This is a genomic window from Nocardiopsis sp. NPDC101807 (assembly GCF_044766605.1).
In the GTDB taxonomy this organism is placed as follows: Bacteria; Actinomycetota; Actinomycetes; order Streptosporangiales; family Streptosporangiaceae; genus Nocardiopsis; species Nocardiopsis tropica.
Window position 1 is genome coordinate 357,627 of sequence record NZ_JBIWMK010000006.1, and the last position, 17,166, is coordinate 374,792.

Genomic DNA, 17,166 nt, shown 5'->3' on the forward strand with positions numbered 1-17,166 from the left:
ACCCGACCCCCCTGGGCCGAACGGGAGCACCGTGTCCCTCCTGTCCAACCGACCCGACACCCCTGACTGGCAGCTCCGCGTCACCGACCGGGACGGCACCGCCCTCCACGGAGCGGCGGTACTGGTCGCGCCGGAGTACGCCCTCACCTGCGCCCACGTCGTCGTCGAGGCCGTCGGGCCCTCGGCGGGCCCCGGCAGCGAGGTGCGCCTGGACGCGCCGCGCGGACTCCCCGGATGGGAGTCCGTCGGCACCGTCCTCCCGGACGGGTGGTGGTGGGAGGGGGAGGCGCCCTGGGACGCGGCCGTGCTCCGCCTCGACCGCACCGCCCCGGGGCCTCCCGCCGCGACCGCCCGCCACCGCGTCGGCGACCGGGTACGCGTCCTGGGCTTCCCCAACGCCGAGACCGGACGTTGGGTGACCGGACGGATCACCGGCGCCAGCGGCAGCCGTTTCGACTACGCGCAGATCGACGTCGACTCCGCCACGGGCTTCACCGTCCTGCCGGGCTTCAGCGGCAGCGGTGTCCGGCAGGGGACGGGCGACGGACTCCTGGGCATCGTCTGCGAGGCGGCCGCCAACGGCCGGGCCGGCTGGATGATCCCCGTCGACCGGGTCCCCCGGGTCTGGGGGGCGGGACCGGACACCGCGACCGCCGTCGCGCGCACCGCCCGCGCCATGACCGACCTGCGCACCCTGCTCTCCCCCGACCTGAGGTTCGACCTCTACACGGCCCTCGACCCGCGGCTGCGCCGCAGACTCCGCGCGGACCAGGACCTGACGGTCTTCGCCTCCCAGCTGGTCTCCCTCGCCCACGAGGAGTACCGCCTCCTCGGCCCCGTGCTCGACCTCCTCGACGAGAGGGAGGAGGGGAGCGCCGGCATGCTCCGCGTCCGCGAGGCCGCGGCGCCGCTCCTGACGGGACGGGACGCGTGAGCCGTGCGGCCGGGATAGAGGACCAGCCGCTGGAGGGCCCCGTCCCTCCCCGGGTGGACGAGGCCGACTACGCCCGGCTGGCCAAGGCCCTGTGCTCGGTCACCTGCGTCACGTCCCCCGAGTACCACGAACTGCTGCTGGGCAAGCTCCCCCGGGTCCGCTCCGGGGTCAACCGCAACGCCGTGCCCGTGGTCTTCACCGACGCCCTGGTCGGCCGCTGCCGCGAGAGCCGGCTGCTCGGCGTCCTCATGCGGTGGATCGGCTACTGGTCCGACGACAGCCGGAGCTGGCGGGCGGCCGCCCTGATCGCCGAGCCCCTGGTGAGGGAGGAGGAGTGGGCCCAGGTCAGCCAGGCCATCCCCGAGGCCACCCGGCAGCAGGTCGACGCCGTCCGGGAGGAGCTGGTCCTGTACGACGCCGCGGACTTCCGGGAGGACGCCGACCGCGTCCGGGGGGCGCGGCCCATCGACCGCACGCCGTCCGACCGGGCGTGGCACACGTTCGTGGCCCTGGCCGAGATCCCCGGCCGGGAGGGGGAGTCCGCGCTGGTCGAGTTCTGCGCGATCCTGGGCGCCCGGGGAGCGCTGCGCTGCGCGGCGCTGCTGGAGGGCTGGGGCGGGGGGAGCGCCCCCGAGGCCCCCGGTGCGCCGCCGGGGCCGGACGCCGGACAGGACGTGCCGGCCCGCCTCGTCGTCCACGTCGAGAGGGGCGAGGAGCGGGACCGCCACGACCTGCGGTACTGGACGGTGCTCAGGGAGCACGGCGGCGAACGGCCCGACTTCTGCGACTCGGGCACCCGCAAGGGCGTCACCCCGGACAGGATCGCCGACAGCGTCGGCGTCCTGCTCGGCCTCGTGGAGGTGGACCACCGCAGGGAGCACCACCGGGGGAGGATGCGGGTGGAGCTGGTCGCGGAGCTGGACCTGCTGCGGGAGCTGGAGGCCGACCGGTGGCAGGGGGCGGGGGGCGCGGCGGGGGCGCCGCCCCTCGGGGCCCGAGCGGAGGTGGTCTACCGGGCGGCGGAGCTGGAGGACCCCTCGCGGCGCGACTACGACGCGGGGAGGAGGGCCCTGGGCCGGCGGTGGGCGGCCCTGCTGGGGTGCGGTTCGGGGGTGCACCTGGACACGGCCCACGAGGCGCAGACCAAGGAGCGGCTGAGCGGCCGGACCTACCGGGAACCATTGGAGGATCGGCTCCCGGACGATAGAATAGCCATTCTCTCGGTCCCCTCCCATTTGGACGACTGCCACCAGTCGGTCCGGTCCGCGATCAGGTTCGGAGTTCCGGTTGTGGTGTGGCGTTCCGCCGACAACGGCCGGGAAATCGGTCCGTGGCTGAATCTGGGAAAGACGGGACGAGAGGTGACGGTGTCATCAGAGAAACTCCAGTCGATCCCCCAGGTGCTCCACAACTCCCGTTCAGGGGGCGTTTCGCCGGACGATAGCGGGTACATCGAAGAAAGCTTCGAGGTCGCCGTCTTCTACCACGATTCCCTGCCGGTCCTCCCGGACCCCCCTCCGCTGACCGCCAGCAGTATCCGCACCACCCCCCGTTGACCGAGGCTCGAAGGGCTCGCCATGACCGCACACGCCGGACCCGGGCCGACCGACTCCGTACCGGAGTGGTGGGTCTTCCACGGCACTGGTCAGCCGCGCGCGCATCTGGACCTCGCGACGCGGTTACCCCCGCCTCCGCAGTGGCGTACCTACGGCGGGGCGTTGAACTCCGGTTCGACGTCCCCCTTCTACGAACCGTCGGCCCCCCCGGGCGAACCCGGTGAGCCGGCGGAGCCGGGAGAGGACCCCGCCGCGGCCGCGGAGAGCGCGCGGCACCTCGGCCCGCAGCACCCGCGCCCCGGCACGGTCCCGCTCGGCCCCCACCGCAAGCACCTCCTGGACAAGGTCAACGCGGCGATCCACCTGCGCAGGCCGCTCCTGGTCACGGGGCCGCCCGGGGTGGGCAAGTCCAGCCTGGCCCACCAGATCGCCCGCGAGCTCAACCTGGGCAGGACGCTGCGCTGGGCGGTGACCAGCAGGAGCACCGTCGGGGACGGCCTGTACTCCTACGACCCGCTCACCCAGATCCACGACCTCAACCTGGAGAACGCCCACCGTCGGGCCACCGGGCAGGCCCCGGACCGGCGCTACGCGGGCGACGGCGACGCCCACCTGCGCAGCAGCGCGGAGTCGATCAGCCGCTACCTGGCCCTGGGCCCCCTGGGCACCGCGTTCCTGCCGACGAGGGCGCCCCGCGTCCTGCTGATCGACGACTTCGACCTGGGCGACTTCGACCTCCCCGGAGACCTGCTCGACCTGTTCGAGAACGGCGGCTACCGCATCCCCGAGCTGGCCAGGCTGGCGGGGGTGGCGCCGACGATCGAGGTGGCCACCGACGACCCCGGACGCACCGTGCCGGTCTCGCACGGAGAGGTGCTCTGCTCCGCCTTCCCCATCACCGTGCTCACCTGCAACAGCGGGCGCGACCTCTCCCCCGCCTTCATGCGGCGGTGCATCCCGGTCAGGATGGGCCTCCCGGACGAGCAGGAGCTGCTGGCCGCCGTGGCGGGGCACTTCGGGGGAGACCTGCCCTCCGGGGCGCGCCGGCTGGTGACGGAGTTCCTGGAGAGGAGCGGCAGCGGGCACGAGCTCGCCATCGACCAGCTGCTCAACGCCGTGCACCTGGTGGGTGCGCTCGGCCCCGACCAGGCCGGACCCGGGGGGGAGCAGGTGCGGGAGCTCTCAGAGCTCCTCTGGCACCGGCTCACGGAAAGCCCGGGATGAGTTCGGGGCGTGGACCGGGGAGCGACCGACCCCGGGTGACAGGTGACGCGGAAGGGTCCACGCGCCGGGGGCCGGGGCTCACCGCGACCGACCTGGCGGACGCGATCCACCTGGCGGCCCTGTGGGACGCGAGCGAGCGCCGGGCCCCGCGCGCGCACCGGCTCGGGGAGGGCGGGGACGGGTTCGCGGCCGACACGGGCCACGACTTCGGGCCGGCGCCGTCCCCGTGGCCTCCCGACACGGTCCCGGAGCGGGCCGGGGACCCCGGACGGCCCCGGGAACCCGCGCCCGCGACCGGCACGGACCGCCCGGCCTCCCCGGACGGGCCCGTGCCGACACCGGACGCCCCTCCGGGGCGGGAGCAGGCCCCCTCCGAGGAGGGGGCCGAGTCGCCCGGGTTCGTCCAGCCCGTCCTGGAACGTCGGCAGGAGTTCGTCGCGGCCCTGTCCCCGTTCAACCTCAAGGCGCCCCGGGGCGAGCCCGACCGGGTCGACCCGGAGGGCACCGCCCGCGCGTACGCCCGTGCCCTCCTGGACAGCCTGCACTGGACGGACGGCGAGCGCGAGAGCGCCGGCGTCCCCGTCGTGCCCGTGCTCCGGGCGCGCGAGGAGAGGGCGGTGGACCTGACCCTTCTCCTCGACGAGGGCGTCACCATGCTCTTCCAGCGCGGCCCGGCGGGTGAGTTCGCCGGGCTCCTCCGGGACAGCGGGGTCTTCCGGACGGTGCGCGCGCTGCACTTCGACTCCGAGCGGGCCGGGCCGCCGGAGCTGAGGGACGCGGACGGCCGGGGCCGCGGGCTCGGCCGCCGGGCGGTCGGCGCGCACGTCACCCTGATCCTCACCGACGGGCTCGGCGGGGCCTGGCGGGACCGGGGCTTCCAGGAGTGGGTGGCGGGTGCGGCCGGGGAGGGCGCACTGGCGATCCTGCACCTCCTGAGCCCCCGGCTGTGGAGGCGCGGCGCCATCGCCACCGCCCCCGCGGAGCTGGGCACGTCCTGGCCCGCCGCCGCCGGGGCGCCGAACACCCGGTACGTGCGCGAGCGGACGCTCGCCGACCTGGTGGCGGACGAGGACGAGCCCGCGGCCGGGACGCTGGTCCCGGTGCTCCCGCTGAAGCCGTCCGCGCTCCACGACTGGGCGTCGTTCGTGATGGCCCGCGGCCGCGCGCGGCTGTGGACGCACACCGCCGAGTTCCCCGGACGTCCGGGGCCGGTGCTGGCGCCCGACGCCGGGACCGACGGGGAGTTCGACCCCGACCGGGAGGTGGGCCGGTTCCAGCGGGCGGCGACCCCCGAGGCGTTCGACCTCGCCGTGGCCCTGGCCGCCGTCCCGCTGGACCCGAGCCTCGTGGAGGCCGTGTGCGAGGACGTGATGGGCCGGGCGTCGCCGTCCGAGCTGACCGAGGTCTTCTTCAGCGGGCTCGTCCGGATGGGGGACGCGGCCGAGCGCGGGGCGGTCCGGTGGGACTTCCGCGACGGTGTCCGCAAGGCCCTCCTCGCCCGGGGAGGGCGGGTGTCCGACATCCGCCGGATGCTGGGCCTGGCGGCGGAGCGCCTGCTGAGGGTGGACCCCTGGTTCGGCGACCTCGCGAGGATGCTCCGCGGCGAGCACGTGGTCTCCCCGACCAACACGGGGACGTCGCGCTCGTGGGTGCGTTCCATGCTCCCCGCGGTGGAGAGCGCGGCCCTCGTACGACGTTATTCGGCGCCGATCAGGGAGTACGCCGAAGCGGCCGGTCGAAACGGATCCCGGGATCATTTCGGGCCGGAAGCCTGGGCCCCGTCCTCGTCTGGTTTAGGATTGAAGAAGGTTCCCGGATCTGCGCAAACGAGTAAGAGCGATAACCGGAAGACACGGAATACCGCACCCTTTTCTGATCGGTCGGGTGAAAAGCCGCTTATGTCTACAAACCCGTCAATTGGGGATAGAATGAACGATTCTGGCGACATTCACAGCGGCCGCGCGGGCAGATCGTCCACCAGCGGTCGGCCGCTGAGTGCTGTCTGGGTGCAGGTTCCCCGCAAGAACAGCGCCTTCACGGGGCGCGAGGAGCTGCTCTCCGCGCTGAGGGCACAGCTCCTCACGGGACAGCGCCAGGTCATCACCGCGCTGAACGGGATGTCCGGGGTGGGCAAGACCGAACTCGCGAAGGAGTACCTGCACAGGTACGCCTCCGAATACGATCTCATCGTCTGGATCCCCTCCGCCCACGGCAACCAGCTGCGCGAGAGCTTCTCCGTGCTGGCGTCCCGCCTGCGGCTGGACAGCGTCGGCGCCGGCAGCGGGCACGTCGTGGAGGACGTGCTCGCGGCGCTCCACCAGGGCGGGCTCTTCCAGCGCTGGCTTCTCGTCTACGACAACGCGCAGGCCCGGGCCGAACTGGAACAGTATCTTCCTGTCGGGGGCGAGGGGCACGTGATCATCACTTCTCGGGACAACAGCTGGACCGTGGCGGGGGGTGACGCCTTCCTCTCCGTCCGGGAGTTCGAGCGCAAGGAGAGCATCGAACTCCTCAAACGGCGCGGTCCGGCCACTCTCACCGACGACGAGGCGGACGCCCTGGCGCGCGAGCTGGGAGACCTGCCCCTGGCGCTCAACCAGGCGGCGGTGTGGCTGCACGAGAGCGGCATGGCCACCGAGGAGTACCTGCGCCAGTTCGCGGACAAGAGCGAGGAGATGCTCGCGCTGCTGCGCCCGGACGGGACCTACCCGGTGGCGGTCGCCGCCGCGTGGAACGTGTCCCTGGACCGGCTGGCCATGACCAACCCGGCCGCGCTCCAGCTGCTCCAGCTCTGCTCGTTCATGGCGACGGCGCCCATCCCCCGCACCCTCTTCAACCACGCGCGGGGCATCGAGGGCCCGGCGGAGCTGAGGACGGCGCTGGAGGACCCGGCCAAACTCGGCATGGCCATCCGGGACATCGGGCGCAACAGCCTCGCCCACATCGACCACCAGCGCAACACGATCTCCCTGCACCGGCTCGTGCAGCGGGCGGTCCAGGCGCCCATGGACGACGCGGAGCGGGAGGAGATGCGCCACTGCGCCCACCAGCTGCTGGGCCGCAGCGACCTCCAGGACGTCACGAACGACTCCAGCCGCTTCACCGACCTGCTGCCGCACGTGTGGGCGTCCGAGGCCTGGGACTGCGCGGACCCGTGGGTCCGCGCAGTCGTGGTCCAGATGTGCCGGATCGCCCTGCTGCGCCAGGAGTTCGAGGACGCCCGCCGCCTGGGCGACACCGCGTGGGCGTGGTGGAAGCGGCACCTGGGGGAGGAGCACCCGTCCACCCTCGGGATGGCGGTCCAGGTCGCCGTGGCGATGCGGGGCCAGGGCCACCTGGCGGAGGCCCTCGAACTGGGGGAGACCACCCTGGCCACACTGCGCGAGCAGCAGAACCCGGAGGACCCGGAGACCCTGGAGGCGGAGATCGAGCACATCCGCAGCCTGCGGTTCGTCGGCAGGTTCCGGGACTCGCTCGCCGCCGCCGCCGACGCCTACCACCGCCGTGTGCGCCTCTTCGGGGAGGACGATCCGCACACCCTGCTCACCGCCCACTTCCGCGCCTTCAACCTGCTCCTCAGCGGCGACCCGGCTGCTTCGGCCGAGCAGTACCGGGACACCCTGACCCGGCTGGAGATCGTCTTCGGCCCCGACCACGGACGCACCCTGGGCACCAACAACGGGTACGCGGAGGCCCTGATGGAGCGGGGTCTGTACCGGGAGGCGGAGGCGATCCAGACCAACCAGGTCGAGCGGGTCACCAGCCTGCTCGGCGAGGACGACCCCGGGGTCCTGAGCAACGTGCGGACGCTGGCCGTCATGCGGCGGCGGATCGGCAGGCACAGGGAGGCGTTCGCCCTCTCGGAGCAGGCCTGGCAGCGCTTCCGGATCAAGCAGGGCGCGGACAGCAACGACACCATGTACGCGGCGCTCGTGCACTCGATGTCCCTGAGCGCGGTCGACCAGCACGACGAGGCGCTGGAGCTGGCGCAGACCACCGGTGAGCGCTACGTCAAGCTGCTGGGCGACCAGCACCCGTACGTCGGGGCCGCGAACATCAACCAGGCGATCATCCTGCGCCGCCTCGGCAGGGTCGCCGAGGCGCGCGTGCTGGACGAGGGCGCCCTGGCACTGTTCCGGGAGCGGATCGGCGGGCACCACCCCAGTGCCCTCTCCTGCCTGGTCAACCTGGCCAACGACCACTTCCTCACCGGGGACGTGGCGGGGGCCCGGGAGCTGGACGAGGAGGCCCTGGCCGCGTGCACCAGGGAACTGGGGGCGAGGCACCCGCTGACCCTCCTGGCCCGGCGCAACCTGCTCGTGGACCGCAGGGCCCAGGGCGAGGACGTCGACCCGGAGTTCATCGAGGTGGAGGACATGTACCGGGAGGCCATGGGCGCGGACCACCCCGCGACGCTGAGCATCCGCAAGAGCGTGCGCGGGGACGCGGACATCTACCTCGCCCAGATGTGACCGCGGTGGTCCGGGGGCGGCCCCGGACCACGCCCGCTCAGGCGCGGTCCGCGAGTCGGAGCAGCGCGACCCACTGGTGCGCGGGCAGGGCGAGCTCCGCGTGGTCGCGGTGCGTGGAGTCGCGGATCCCGACCGCGGCGGGCGAGCTCAGGACCGCCTCGACGCACGAGTTGGTACCGCCGCCGCTGTAAGTCGACGTGCGCCATCGTCCGGGCCCCCGTCCCAAACCCCTCACGAGAGCTCCCGTCCGGGCTGTCTTTCCTGGTTGTTTCTACGCACGCGGCGGCCTCGATTCTTCCGGTTCCACCATTGGTCGCTCCTGTTTCCCGTGCGGCCCTGTAAGTCCGGTCGGGTCCGACTTCGGCTCTCCCATATATTCTGCTGACTTTCGAACCCACTTGTACATGCCCACTGGGGTACTGATCATGTTGTCCGGATGCAGTCATCCTCGGACTGTTCATAAACTGATGCTTGCGGCATGTTTCCCGTTCGCCCGGGGGAACGCCGCCGGGGGATCTGTGGAGAGGACCGGGGAAGTGCGCTGCTCAGTCCGGGTGCGTCTTTCCCCGGAGTCCCCTGTGTCCCGGCGTCATCGGCGATGGCGCGTGCCGGACGGTAAAGCGTTTTCGGTGGGCACGGCCCGAAACGCACCAGCTCCCAGCAGCCCCAAAGTGACCTTGGGAGTGAAAGAGCCGGGGCCGCGGTGCGGGGATGGCGAAGCCCTTGACCGCTGGAAAGCGGAGGGACGTACCGGGACCTATAGGGAGAACTTCGCGAAGGCGGACCGAAGGGAGGTTTCCGCAGGTAATCCATTGTGGTTGCGGCCGTACCGCGGACGGTTCCCGACTTCTCCGGAGAAGCGACGGCCTTTGCGCTCTCCTAGGCTGTCCCGAGAGCGAGGGAGGGGAACGTCGTGAATCAGGGCGAAACGCACAATTCCATCGGGAGCGTCCACGGCGGTGTGGCGGTGAACGCCGGCCGCGTCGGGAGCGTCACCGTCCACCACCACGCCGCCGGGCCCGGCCCCGCGCGCCCGCCCGCGGACCCCTGGCCGGAGAGGGCGGGCCGGTCCTCCGTCTGGGACCGCGTCCGGGAGGGGAGCGACCCCGGGCCCTTCCGGGAGGCGGCCGTCGACGCCGCCTCCCGCCTGGTACCGCTCCGCGACGCGGCGGAGGAGCGTCTGGCGGACGACCCGTGGCTGGACCCCGGCGTCCCGCTCCGCTTCCTCCGACGCGTGGAGGAGCTGCTGGGGGAGCCGGGGCCCGGACACGACCTGGACCTGTACCCGGCGGAGGCCGCGCTCCTCGTCCTCGCACCGTTCGTGTTCCGGGTCCATGAACTGAACCGGGCGGCCGGGCTGGCGGAGGTCGGGCCGGGCTCCCTGGAACGGGTGGCCGGCGCGGACGCGGCGCGCACGTCCTTCGAGGAGTTCGCGGAGGGGTACGGGACGCTCGTCAAACGGGCCCGCCGGCACCCGGACCACGGGGCGGGCATCGGGTGGTGGCTGTTCCACCGGTGGTCGCTGCGCGCCGAGAACGTGCCGGGGGAGGCCGCGCTGCGCGAACTCCTGGACCTGGTGCGCGAGCCCGGGGAGGACCTCGCCGGGGCGCTGGACCCCGCCCGGCTCGGTCAGGTGTTCCACGGTCTGCGGCGCGGGCCGGGGGTGTGCAACCCCGAGTACCTGGGGCTGTTGAGGGCCGACGACCGGGTTCGCGGCCGGGGGAGCCAGCGCGTGCGCGAACAGCGGCTGGTGCTGGTGCTCGCCCTGGCGTTCGGCACGGCCCTGGAGGCGGCCTCGCTGCCGGAGGTGGTGGCCGAGCACCTCGGAGTGCCGCACGCCGTCGACCTGGGGAGGCTGCTGGAGACCGTGGAGGGGGCCCACTGGGGCGGCCCGGAGGACCTGCCCGTGCTGGAGGCGGAGTGCCACCACGAGGCGGTCATCGAGGCCCTGCGGGAGTACGTGGGAAGGGTGGACGAACTCCTGCACGAGATCCACCGCTCCGTGCGCAAGAGCGTCAACCAGCCGGTGCCGGAGCTGCCGGTGCGCCTGTCCGCCGACGGGGTGCGCCCGGCGGAGGGCGTGTTCGACGGGTGGTCGCGGTTCCGGATCGACGAGCGCCGGGCCCGCGAGCTGCTGACGGGGGTGCAGCTGTACAAGAACCGCGACCTGGCGGTCCGCGAGCTGTACCAGAACGCCCTGGACGCCTGCCGGTACCGCCGGGCGCGCACCGAGTACCTGGACCGCACCTCGGCCGGATCGTACGCCTACGAGGGGCGGATCGACTTCACCCAGGGGGTGGACGGGGACGGCCGCCGGTACGTGGACTGCTCGGACGACGGCGTGGGGATGGGCGAGGCCGAGCTGCGCGGGGTCTTCTCCCACGCGGGGGCGCGTTTCGCGGAGCAGCCCGACTACCTGATGGAGCGGGAGAAGTGGGAGGCCCTGGACCCTCCGGTGCGGCTGTACCCGAACAGCCGTTTCGGCATCGGTGTACTCAGCTACTTCATGCTGGCCGACGACATCCGGGTGACCACCTGCCGTATGGGTGCGGACGGCGGCCCCGGCCCGGTGCTGGAGGCCTCGATCCACGGCCCCGGCCACCTGTTCCGCATCAGGCGGGTCGCCGAGCGCGGCACGGCGCCGGGGACGACGGTGCGCCTCTACCTCAGCGCGGAGGCGGTCAGGGACGGGGACTGGTCCTGCGTCGAGGTCCTCCGCCGCCTTCTCGGGATAGCCGAGTTCCACACCACCGCCGAGGACGGTCGGCGCGGACACGAATGGCAGGCGGGCGAGTTCGTCGCGCCCGGTGTGGAAGAAGGGGCCGACGACGGGATCAGGGCCGAGGGCGAACTCGCCCCCTGGGACGCGGCGCCCGAGGGCGCGGGTGTGATCTGGTGCAACGACGGCGGAGCCCTGCTGGTGGACGGGCTCTTCGTCCGGCCCGCCGTCCGGCGCGGGTACTTCTCCCCTTCGGGGTGCGGTTTCTTCGGTGTGGTCGTGAACCTCTCCGGCCCCCTGGCACCGGAACAGCTCTCCGCGGACCGGGGCGAGGTGCTCAGCGACATCTCCGGTGTGGTGGGCGCGCTCCTGGAGGAGGCGTCCCGGGACCTCTTCGCCTCGAACGCCTCCCTCCCCGACTACTCCTGGCTGTGCTCCGTGGCAGGGGCGAACCCCGCTCTGGCGGACCTGCTCGTGGCGTCGGCCGTCGAGCGCGGCGCCGGTATCCCACTCAAGGAAGGGACGCTGAGCCCCGCGGACGTCGGGGTCCTCCCGGCCGACCGCGGGCTCGCCCTCATCGATACGGATCGCAAGCACCGGAAAACGGATGAGGGGGCGGATAGCAAGTGGATGCACGTCTCCGGGAGCGTCCCGGCCCACATCCTCCTGTGGCGCCTCCTGGCCCACCGGGACGAGCGCGTGTCCGGAGAACTCCTCGACCTCGCCCCCGAGCTGTCCGAGGTGGGTCCCCTGCTCCTGCCCTGCCCGTCCGACCAGCTTCTCCTCGTGCGAACCGATGCGGACCGCCGCATGGCATGGTCCGAGCCGAAGGCCGACGCCCTGTTCACCGTGGCCAGGACGTTGGAGATCGGACCCTCGGAGGTGGTGGCGCGCATGGAGGCCCTGGGCCTGCTGGGAGAGGAAGCGGCACTCCTGCGGGCCGTGGCCGACGACCGGGGCCTGGGGCGTGTCCTGTGCGTATCCATCCTGGAGGGCCGACTGCGGAGCGTCAGCCCGGTCGCTCTGGCCTGGATGGCGCGCAGGTCGGGGGTGAGTGTGGCGGAGGTGGTCCGTGCCTTCCGGACCGGCGGGCACGGGCTGGACGAGAGCCTGGTGCGCATCGCCGACGGCCCCCTGGCCCGTGCGCTGCTGGACGCCTATGCGGTCACGTCTTCCTCTTCTCCCCCCTGGGTGTCGGGGCCCGTCCCTCCCGGGGCGGTGGTCAGCGTCGCCCTGAGCCTGTCCGTGCCGGTGGAGGAGGTGGAACGTCGGATCTCCGACCTGGGGATGAGGGTCGTTGCCGGGGCGGCTCCCCGCCGCGCCGACCCGTGGCTCCTGACCCTGCTGAGCGTGAAGGGCGACGGGGCGGGGCCGTGGATCGCGTGCGGGCAGACCGTCCCTCCCGGGAACATCCTCTGCGAGGCCCTGGAGACCGGGGTGGAGCCGTTGGAGATCATCGAGAAAGTAGCCAGAGCCGGCCTCCCGGTTCCCGGGAGGTTCCCGGACGACGCGGGGGAGGACGACATGGACCTCCTCTTCGACGAGGAGGGGAGGGCGCTGATCCCGTCCGCGGGACTGAGGTACTACGACCTCTACGACATCCAGGAGGTATCTCCTCTGGGGATGGCCGAGACGGTCGACCGCCTGCGCGCCTTCGGCTTCGACATCGGCCTCCGTTTTCCGGCGGACATCTCCCCCCTGGAGGAGACCCTCTCCACCGGCCTTTCCCTGCTGAGCTGGGGGGACATCGGTGTGAACGACCCGCTTCCGCTCGTCCGTGTGCTGGCCGCGGCCCAGGAGGAGGTGGAGAGTCTCGAGCGCGTCCTCGCCGCCCTGACCCGTCTGGGCATGAGGACCTCCTACACGGAGCTGCCGAAGGGGCTGCGGTTCTCCGACGTGGCGCGTCTGGTCTCAGGCAACTTCGAGGAGACCCCCCTCGAGGTGTCGTTCGCGGAACTCGTCGAGGCGGGGAGGCGGATGCGCGCGCCCGTCACCCGGGTGGCCGAGTGGTACCGGCAGCTGGGCATCACCGTCCCGGACATCGCCGAAACGATACGCGAGGCACTTCCGCTCATCCCGCTGTGGGAGGCACGGGAGCCCTGACCGTGCGCCGTCGTCGGCGGGGGTCCGCAACACTGCCTACCATGCTGGACATGCGCATTCTCGTGGTGGAGGACGACGACCGGGTCGCCCGGGGCCTGGTGACGGCCCTGCGGTCCGCGTCCTTCGACGTCCAGCGGGTCGCCACCGCGGAGCGCGCGCTCACCGCCCCGCCCGCCGACGTCGTCCTGCTCGACCTCGGCCTCCCCGACGCCGACGGCATCGACCTGCTGCGCAAGCTCCGCGAGCGGCCCCAGACCGCCGTCATCGCCGTCACCGCGCGGGGCGAGGAACGCGACCGGGTGCGCGGGCTGCGCGCCGGCGCCGACGACTACGTGGTCAAGCCCTTCGGCGTGGCCGAGCTCCTCGCCCGGATCGACGCCGTCCTCCGGCGCACCCGACCGGCGCGGGCCGAGGCCGCCGAGGCGGAACCCCCGCTCACGGTCGGCGCGCTCACGGTCGACCCCGACTCTCGCGAGGCCACCGCCGGAGGGCGCACGCTCCGGCTGACCCGCAAGGAGTTCGACCTGCTCTCCCTGCTGGCCTCCCGCTCCCCCTCGGTCGTCGCCCGCGACCAGATCCTCGACCAGGTGTGGGGCGACGCCTGGGAGACCTCCTCCAGGACCCTCGACACCCACATCGCCTCCCTGCGCGCCAAGGTCGGCCGCGCCGTGCGCATCCGCACCGTGCGCGGCGTCGGCTACCTCCTCGACGGGGCCTGACCGTTGCTGCGGCGCCTGCTGGCCATCCTGCTCCCGGTCGCGTTCGTGATCGTCGCCGCGGTGTTCGTCCCCCTGGGCACGGTCATCGCCCAGCAGCGGACCCAGGAGGTGTACGTCGACCGGCTGGGCGACGCGGGGCGGTTCGCCGCCCTGGCCCGCACCGCCCTGGAGACCGACCGGCTCGACCCCCTCGCCCAGGAGATGGCCCACTACGAGGAGCTGTACGCCATCCCGGCCCTCGTGGTCGCGCCCGACGGGCAGATCGTCGTCGGCTCCGGGGACCGGCACCGCATGCGCGACCTCCTCGACGGGATCCCCGACCCGGGGACCATCGACGCCGCGATGGCCGGCGAGCGCCCCGCGCCTCCGACCACCGTGTGGCCGTGGAACCCGGACCCGCTGGTGGTCGCCGAACCCATCGGCCGCGACAGCGAGGTCGCGGGCGCCGTGGTGGTGGTCGCCCCGACCCGGGAGCTCGGCGCCGACATCCTCCAGGTCTGGGGTCTGCTCGGCCTGCTCAGCATCGTGCCGCTGACGGTGCTGGCGACCGCGTCGCTGCCGCTGTCCCGCTGGGTGCTGCGGCCCATCCGCAGGCTGGACGCCGCCACGACCGCGGTCGCCTCGGGCGACCTCGACGTGCGCGTGGACGCCGAGCGCGGCCCCCCGGAGCTGCGCCGCCTCACGGAGTCGTTCAACACGATGGTGGACGTCGTGCGCAGGGCCCTGGAGCGCCAGCGCGCGTTCGTCTCCGAGGCCTCCCACCAGCTGCGCAACCCCCTGGCCAGCCTGCGGCTGGCCGTGGAGAACCTCGCGCCGCACCTGGAGACCCCCGCGGCCAGGGAGGCCCACGAGGTCGCCGTCGACGAGGCGGCCGTCATGCACAGGATGCTCAACTCCCTGCTGGCCGCGACCCGCCTGGAGAGCGTCACCGGGACGGAGGAGGTGGAGGTCGCCGAGGTCCTGGAGAGCCGGGTGGAGCGCTGGAGGGCGCTGGGCGAGGCCCGGGGCGTCTCCGTCACCACCCGCGTCCCCGCCGGGGTCCGGGTGTACGCCCCGGCCGGCGGCCTGGGCAGCATCCTCGACGAACTGGTCAGCAACGCCCTGCGCCTGTCGGGCGGCACCCGCGTGGTGGTGGAGGCCGACCGGGGGGACCCGGTGCGCATCAGCGTCCTGGACGACGGCGACGGCCTGCCGGAGGAGCAGTACACGGCGGCCCTGGACCGGTTCTGGCGCTCGCCGCGGCACCAGAACACCGAGGGCACCGGCCTGGGCCTGGCGATCGCCGCCGACCTGGTGCGGGAGGCCGGGGGGCGGCTCACCCTGGGGACGGGCCTGCCGGACGGGGAGCGCCGCGGGTTCGGCGTGGTGATCGGGCTGCCGCCGGTGCGCGGCTCCGGGGGCTGACCGGCGCGGCGGAGGTCCGGGGCCGCCTCAGGCGGGCTTGTTGTCCCGGTACCAGCGCTCGGAACCGGGGTGCAGGGGGACGACACCGGTGGAGATGCCCGTGCGCACGTTGATCTGCGCGGCCTCCGGGCGCTGGGCCGCCAGCCGTGCCTGGCCGCGGTAGACGGTGTCGGTGACCCGGTGGGCCAGGGCGTCGTCCAGGTCGGACCGGCACAGGAGCAGGTTGGGGATGGACATGGTCGGGCAGGCCGGGACGCCGGAGTAGGTGGTCGCGGGCAGCGTCGCCGGGAAGTAGGCCTCCGGGTAGGCGTCGGCCATCACGTCGGCCGTGTCCGCCAGGTCGATCAGCCGTACCGCGTGCTTCTCGGCGAGTTCGGCGACGGCCGGGGTCGGCAGCCCGGTCAGCGAGAACATGGCGTCGATCTCCCCCGACGCCAGGGCGTCGGCGGAGGCGGCCTGGTCGAGCCGGACGGTCTCCACGGACAGGCCGGTCTCCTCCAGGATCTCCGCGACCGTGAACTCGGTGCCGGAGTTGACCGAGCCCACGGACACGCGCAGGCCGTCCAGGTCGGAGAGCTCGCGCACGGGCGAGCCGTCGAGGACCACCAGGTGGACGAAGCTGTCGTAGAGGCGTCCGACGGCGTTGAGCCGGGCGCCCTCGCCGGTGTCGGCCTCGTACGAGAGCACCGCGTCGAGGCTGGCGAAACCGAGGTCGGCCGCGCCCTCGTCCAGGAGGTAGAGGTTGTCGAGGGAGGCGCCGGTCTGCACGGTCCTCACCTCCAGCTCCGTCAGGGCCTCCTGGAGCAGGACGGCGAGCTTCGCGCCGATCTCCCGGAAGACCGCGCCGGGCGGCCCCGTGGCGACGACCAGCTCGGAGAGCCCGTACTCGGGACCGCGGGAGCAGCCGCCCACGGCCGCGGCGACGGCGGCCCCCGCCGCTCCGAGCAGCACGGTGCGCCGGTTCGGTCCCATCGGATACATGGATGCAGCTTAGGCAGGCCGGGCGGCGTCCGGGAACGGGGCGCGGGCGGGTGACCCGGGTGTACCTGCGGGAACGCCGCCCGGCCCGCAGGACCGGGGCGGCCCCCGCACCCGCTCCGGGCGCCGTGCGCGCCGTCCCGCCCCGGCCCTGACCCCCGCGCGCGTCGGCGCGAAACACGCGGAAACACGGGGAAACCCAGGCTTCACGGGGAGGCAGGGCCGCCGAAACACGCCCTTCCTAGCGTCGGGCCCCATGGACACACCGATGTATACAGAGGCGCCGCCCGCGGACGGCGGGCGGCCGGCGGGGGAACCGGCCGCCGCCACCTCGCGCCGGGACCGGGTCTACGCCCTGTTGCGCGAGGAGGTCCTGAGCGGGCGGATCGCGCCCCGCGTCCGGCTGGGCGAGGTCCGGCTCGCCGAGCTCTTCGGCGTCTCGCGCACCCCCGTGCGCGAGGCGCTGGCCCGCCTGCACTCCGACGGCCTGGTGGAGCGGCGAGAGAACGGCTTCTACGCCACCGTCCCCAACCTCGCCGAGCTCCGCGACCTCTACGAGCTCCGGGTCACCCTCGAACTCCGCGGCATCTCCCGCGCGATGGAGGACCCCTCCGTCCGGCACGACCCCGGCGTCCTCCGCGCCGAGCTGGAGCGGTGGGAGAGGCTCCGCGACCGCGTCCCCGAGCCCGACCCCTCCTTCGTCCTCCTGGACGAGGAGTTCCACGCCGCCGTCTCCCGCGCCTCCGGCAACCGCGCCCTCACCGACTCCCTCGTCTCCGTCAACCAGCGCATCCGCCGGGTCCGCATGTACGACTTCCTCACCGCCGACCGGATCGCCTCCACCGTCGCCGAGCACATCCGGATCACCGAACTCCTCCTCGCGGGCGAACTCGACTCCGCCTACCGCGCCATGCACGAGCACGTCGGCGCCTCCATGGAGGTCGTCCTGGAGCGCGCCCGCCGCGCGCTGACACAGATGGCGCTCCACTCCGACGCCCTCTGACCGGGTGTCCGCGCGCCCGGGCGCGCCCGCCCACCGCCGCACAGACCACCGGAC

Annotated in this window: 10 protein-coding genes; 8 read left to right on the forward strand and 2 right to left on the reverse strand. The window is 73.3% G+C overall.

Annotated elements, in window-relative coordinates:
* Positions 1 to 31: 31 nt before the first annotated feature.
* The 4 genes from ACIRPH_RS20465 to fxsT are packed head-to-tail and all read left to right on the forward strand — an operon-like array spanning position 32 to position 8,186.
* A complete protein-coding gene (locus ACIRPH_RS20465; protein ID WP_402916576.1) occupies positions 32 to 934 on the forward strand; it encodes a trypsin-like serine peptidase in 903 nt (300 codons plus the stop codon).
* A complete protein-coding gene (locus ACIRPH_RS20470; protein WP_402916578.1) occupies positions 931 to 2,490 on the forward strand; it encodes a hypothetical protein in 1,560 nt (519 codons plus the stop codon). The genes ACIRPH_RS20465 and ACIRPH_RS20470 overlap by 4 nt, the downstream gene beginning before the upstream one ends.
* Before the next feature lie 21 nt (positions 2,491 to 2,511).
* Positions 2,512 to 3,714, forward strand: a complete 1,203-nt coding sequence (locus tag ACIRPH_RS20475; protein WP_402916580.1) for an AAA family ATPase — start codon at positions 2,512 to 2,514, stop codon at positions 3,712 to 3,714.
* 35 nt (positions 3,715 to 3,749) lie between these two features.
* Positions 3,750 to 8,186 carry an FxSxx-COOH system tetratricopeptide repeat protein gene (gene fxsT / locus ACIRPH_RS20480; RefSeq protein ID WP_402916582.1) on the forward strand — a complete coding sequence of 1,479 codons (4,437 nt, stop codon included), beginning with the start codon at positions 3,750 to 3,752 and terminating at the stop codon, positions 8,184 to 8,186.
* Between the two features lie 37 nt (positions 8,187 to 8,223).
* Here the strand turns inward: fxsT and ACIRPH_RS20485 are convergent, their stop codons facing one another.
* Positions 8,224 to 8,421, reverse strand: coding sequence for a DUF397 domain-containing protein (locus tag ACIRPH_RS20485; protein WP_402916584.1), 198 nt, complete (start codon positions 8,419 to 8,421; stop codon positions 8,224 to 8,226).
* Between the two features lie 678 nt (positions 8,422 to 9,099).
* Between ACIRPH_RS20485 and ACIRPH_RS20490 the strand changes: the two genes are divergently transcribed.
* The 3 genes from ACIRPH_RS20490 to ACIRPH_RS20500 are packed head-to-tail and all read left to right on the forward strand — an operon-like array spanning position 9,100 to position 15,131.
* Positions 9,100 to 13,008 (forward strand): hypothetical protein, encoded by a 3,909-nt coding sequence (locus ACIRPH_RS20490; RefSeq protein ID WP_402916586.1) that lies wholly within the window; start codon positions 9,100 to 9,102, stop codon positions 13,006 to 13,008.
* Between the two features lie 41 nt (positions 13,009 to 13,049).
* Positions 13,050 to 13,727: a response regulator transcription factor gene (locus tag ACIRPH_RS20495; protein WP_402916588.1), complete on the forward strand. Its 678-nt coding sequence runs from the start codon at positions 13,050 to 13,052 to the stop codon at positions 13,725 to 13,727.
* Positions 13,728 to 13,730: 3 nt separating this feature from the next.
* Positions 13,731 to 15,131: an ATP-binding protein gene (locus tag ACIRPH_RS20500; protein ID WP_402916590.1), complete on the forward strand. Its 1,401-nt coding sequence runs from the start codon at positions 13,731 to 13,733 to the stop codon at positions 15,129 to 15,131.
* A gap of 27 nt (positions 15,132 to 15,158) precedes the next feature.
* On the opposite strand, the gene ACIRPH_RS20505 is transcribed toward ACIRPH_RS20500, so the two are convergent.
* Complete coding sequence (locus ACIRPH_RS20505; RefSeq protein WP_402916592.1) at positions 15,159 to 16,112, reverse strand: TAXI family TRAP transporter solute-binding subunit; 954 nt, start codon at positions 16,110 to 16,112, stop codon at positions 15,159 to 15,161.
* Between the two features lie 253 nt (positions 16,113 to 16,365).
* Between ACIRPH_RS20505 and ACIRPH_RS20510 the strand changes: the two genes are divergently transcribed.
* Positions 16,366 to 17,112 carry a GntR family transcriptional regulator gene (locus ACIRPH_RS20510; protein ID WP_402916594.1) on the forward strand — a complete coding sequence of 249 codons (747 nt, stop codon included), beginning with the start codon at positions 16,366 to 16,368 and terminating at the stop codon, positions 17,110 to 17,112.
* Positions 17,113 to 17,166 lie beyond the last annotated feature (54 nt).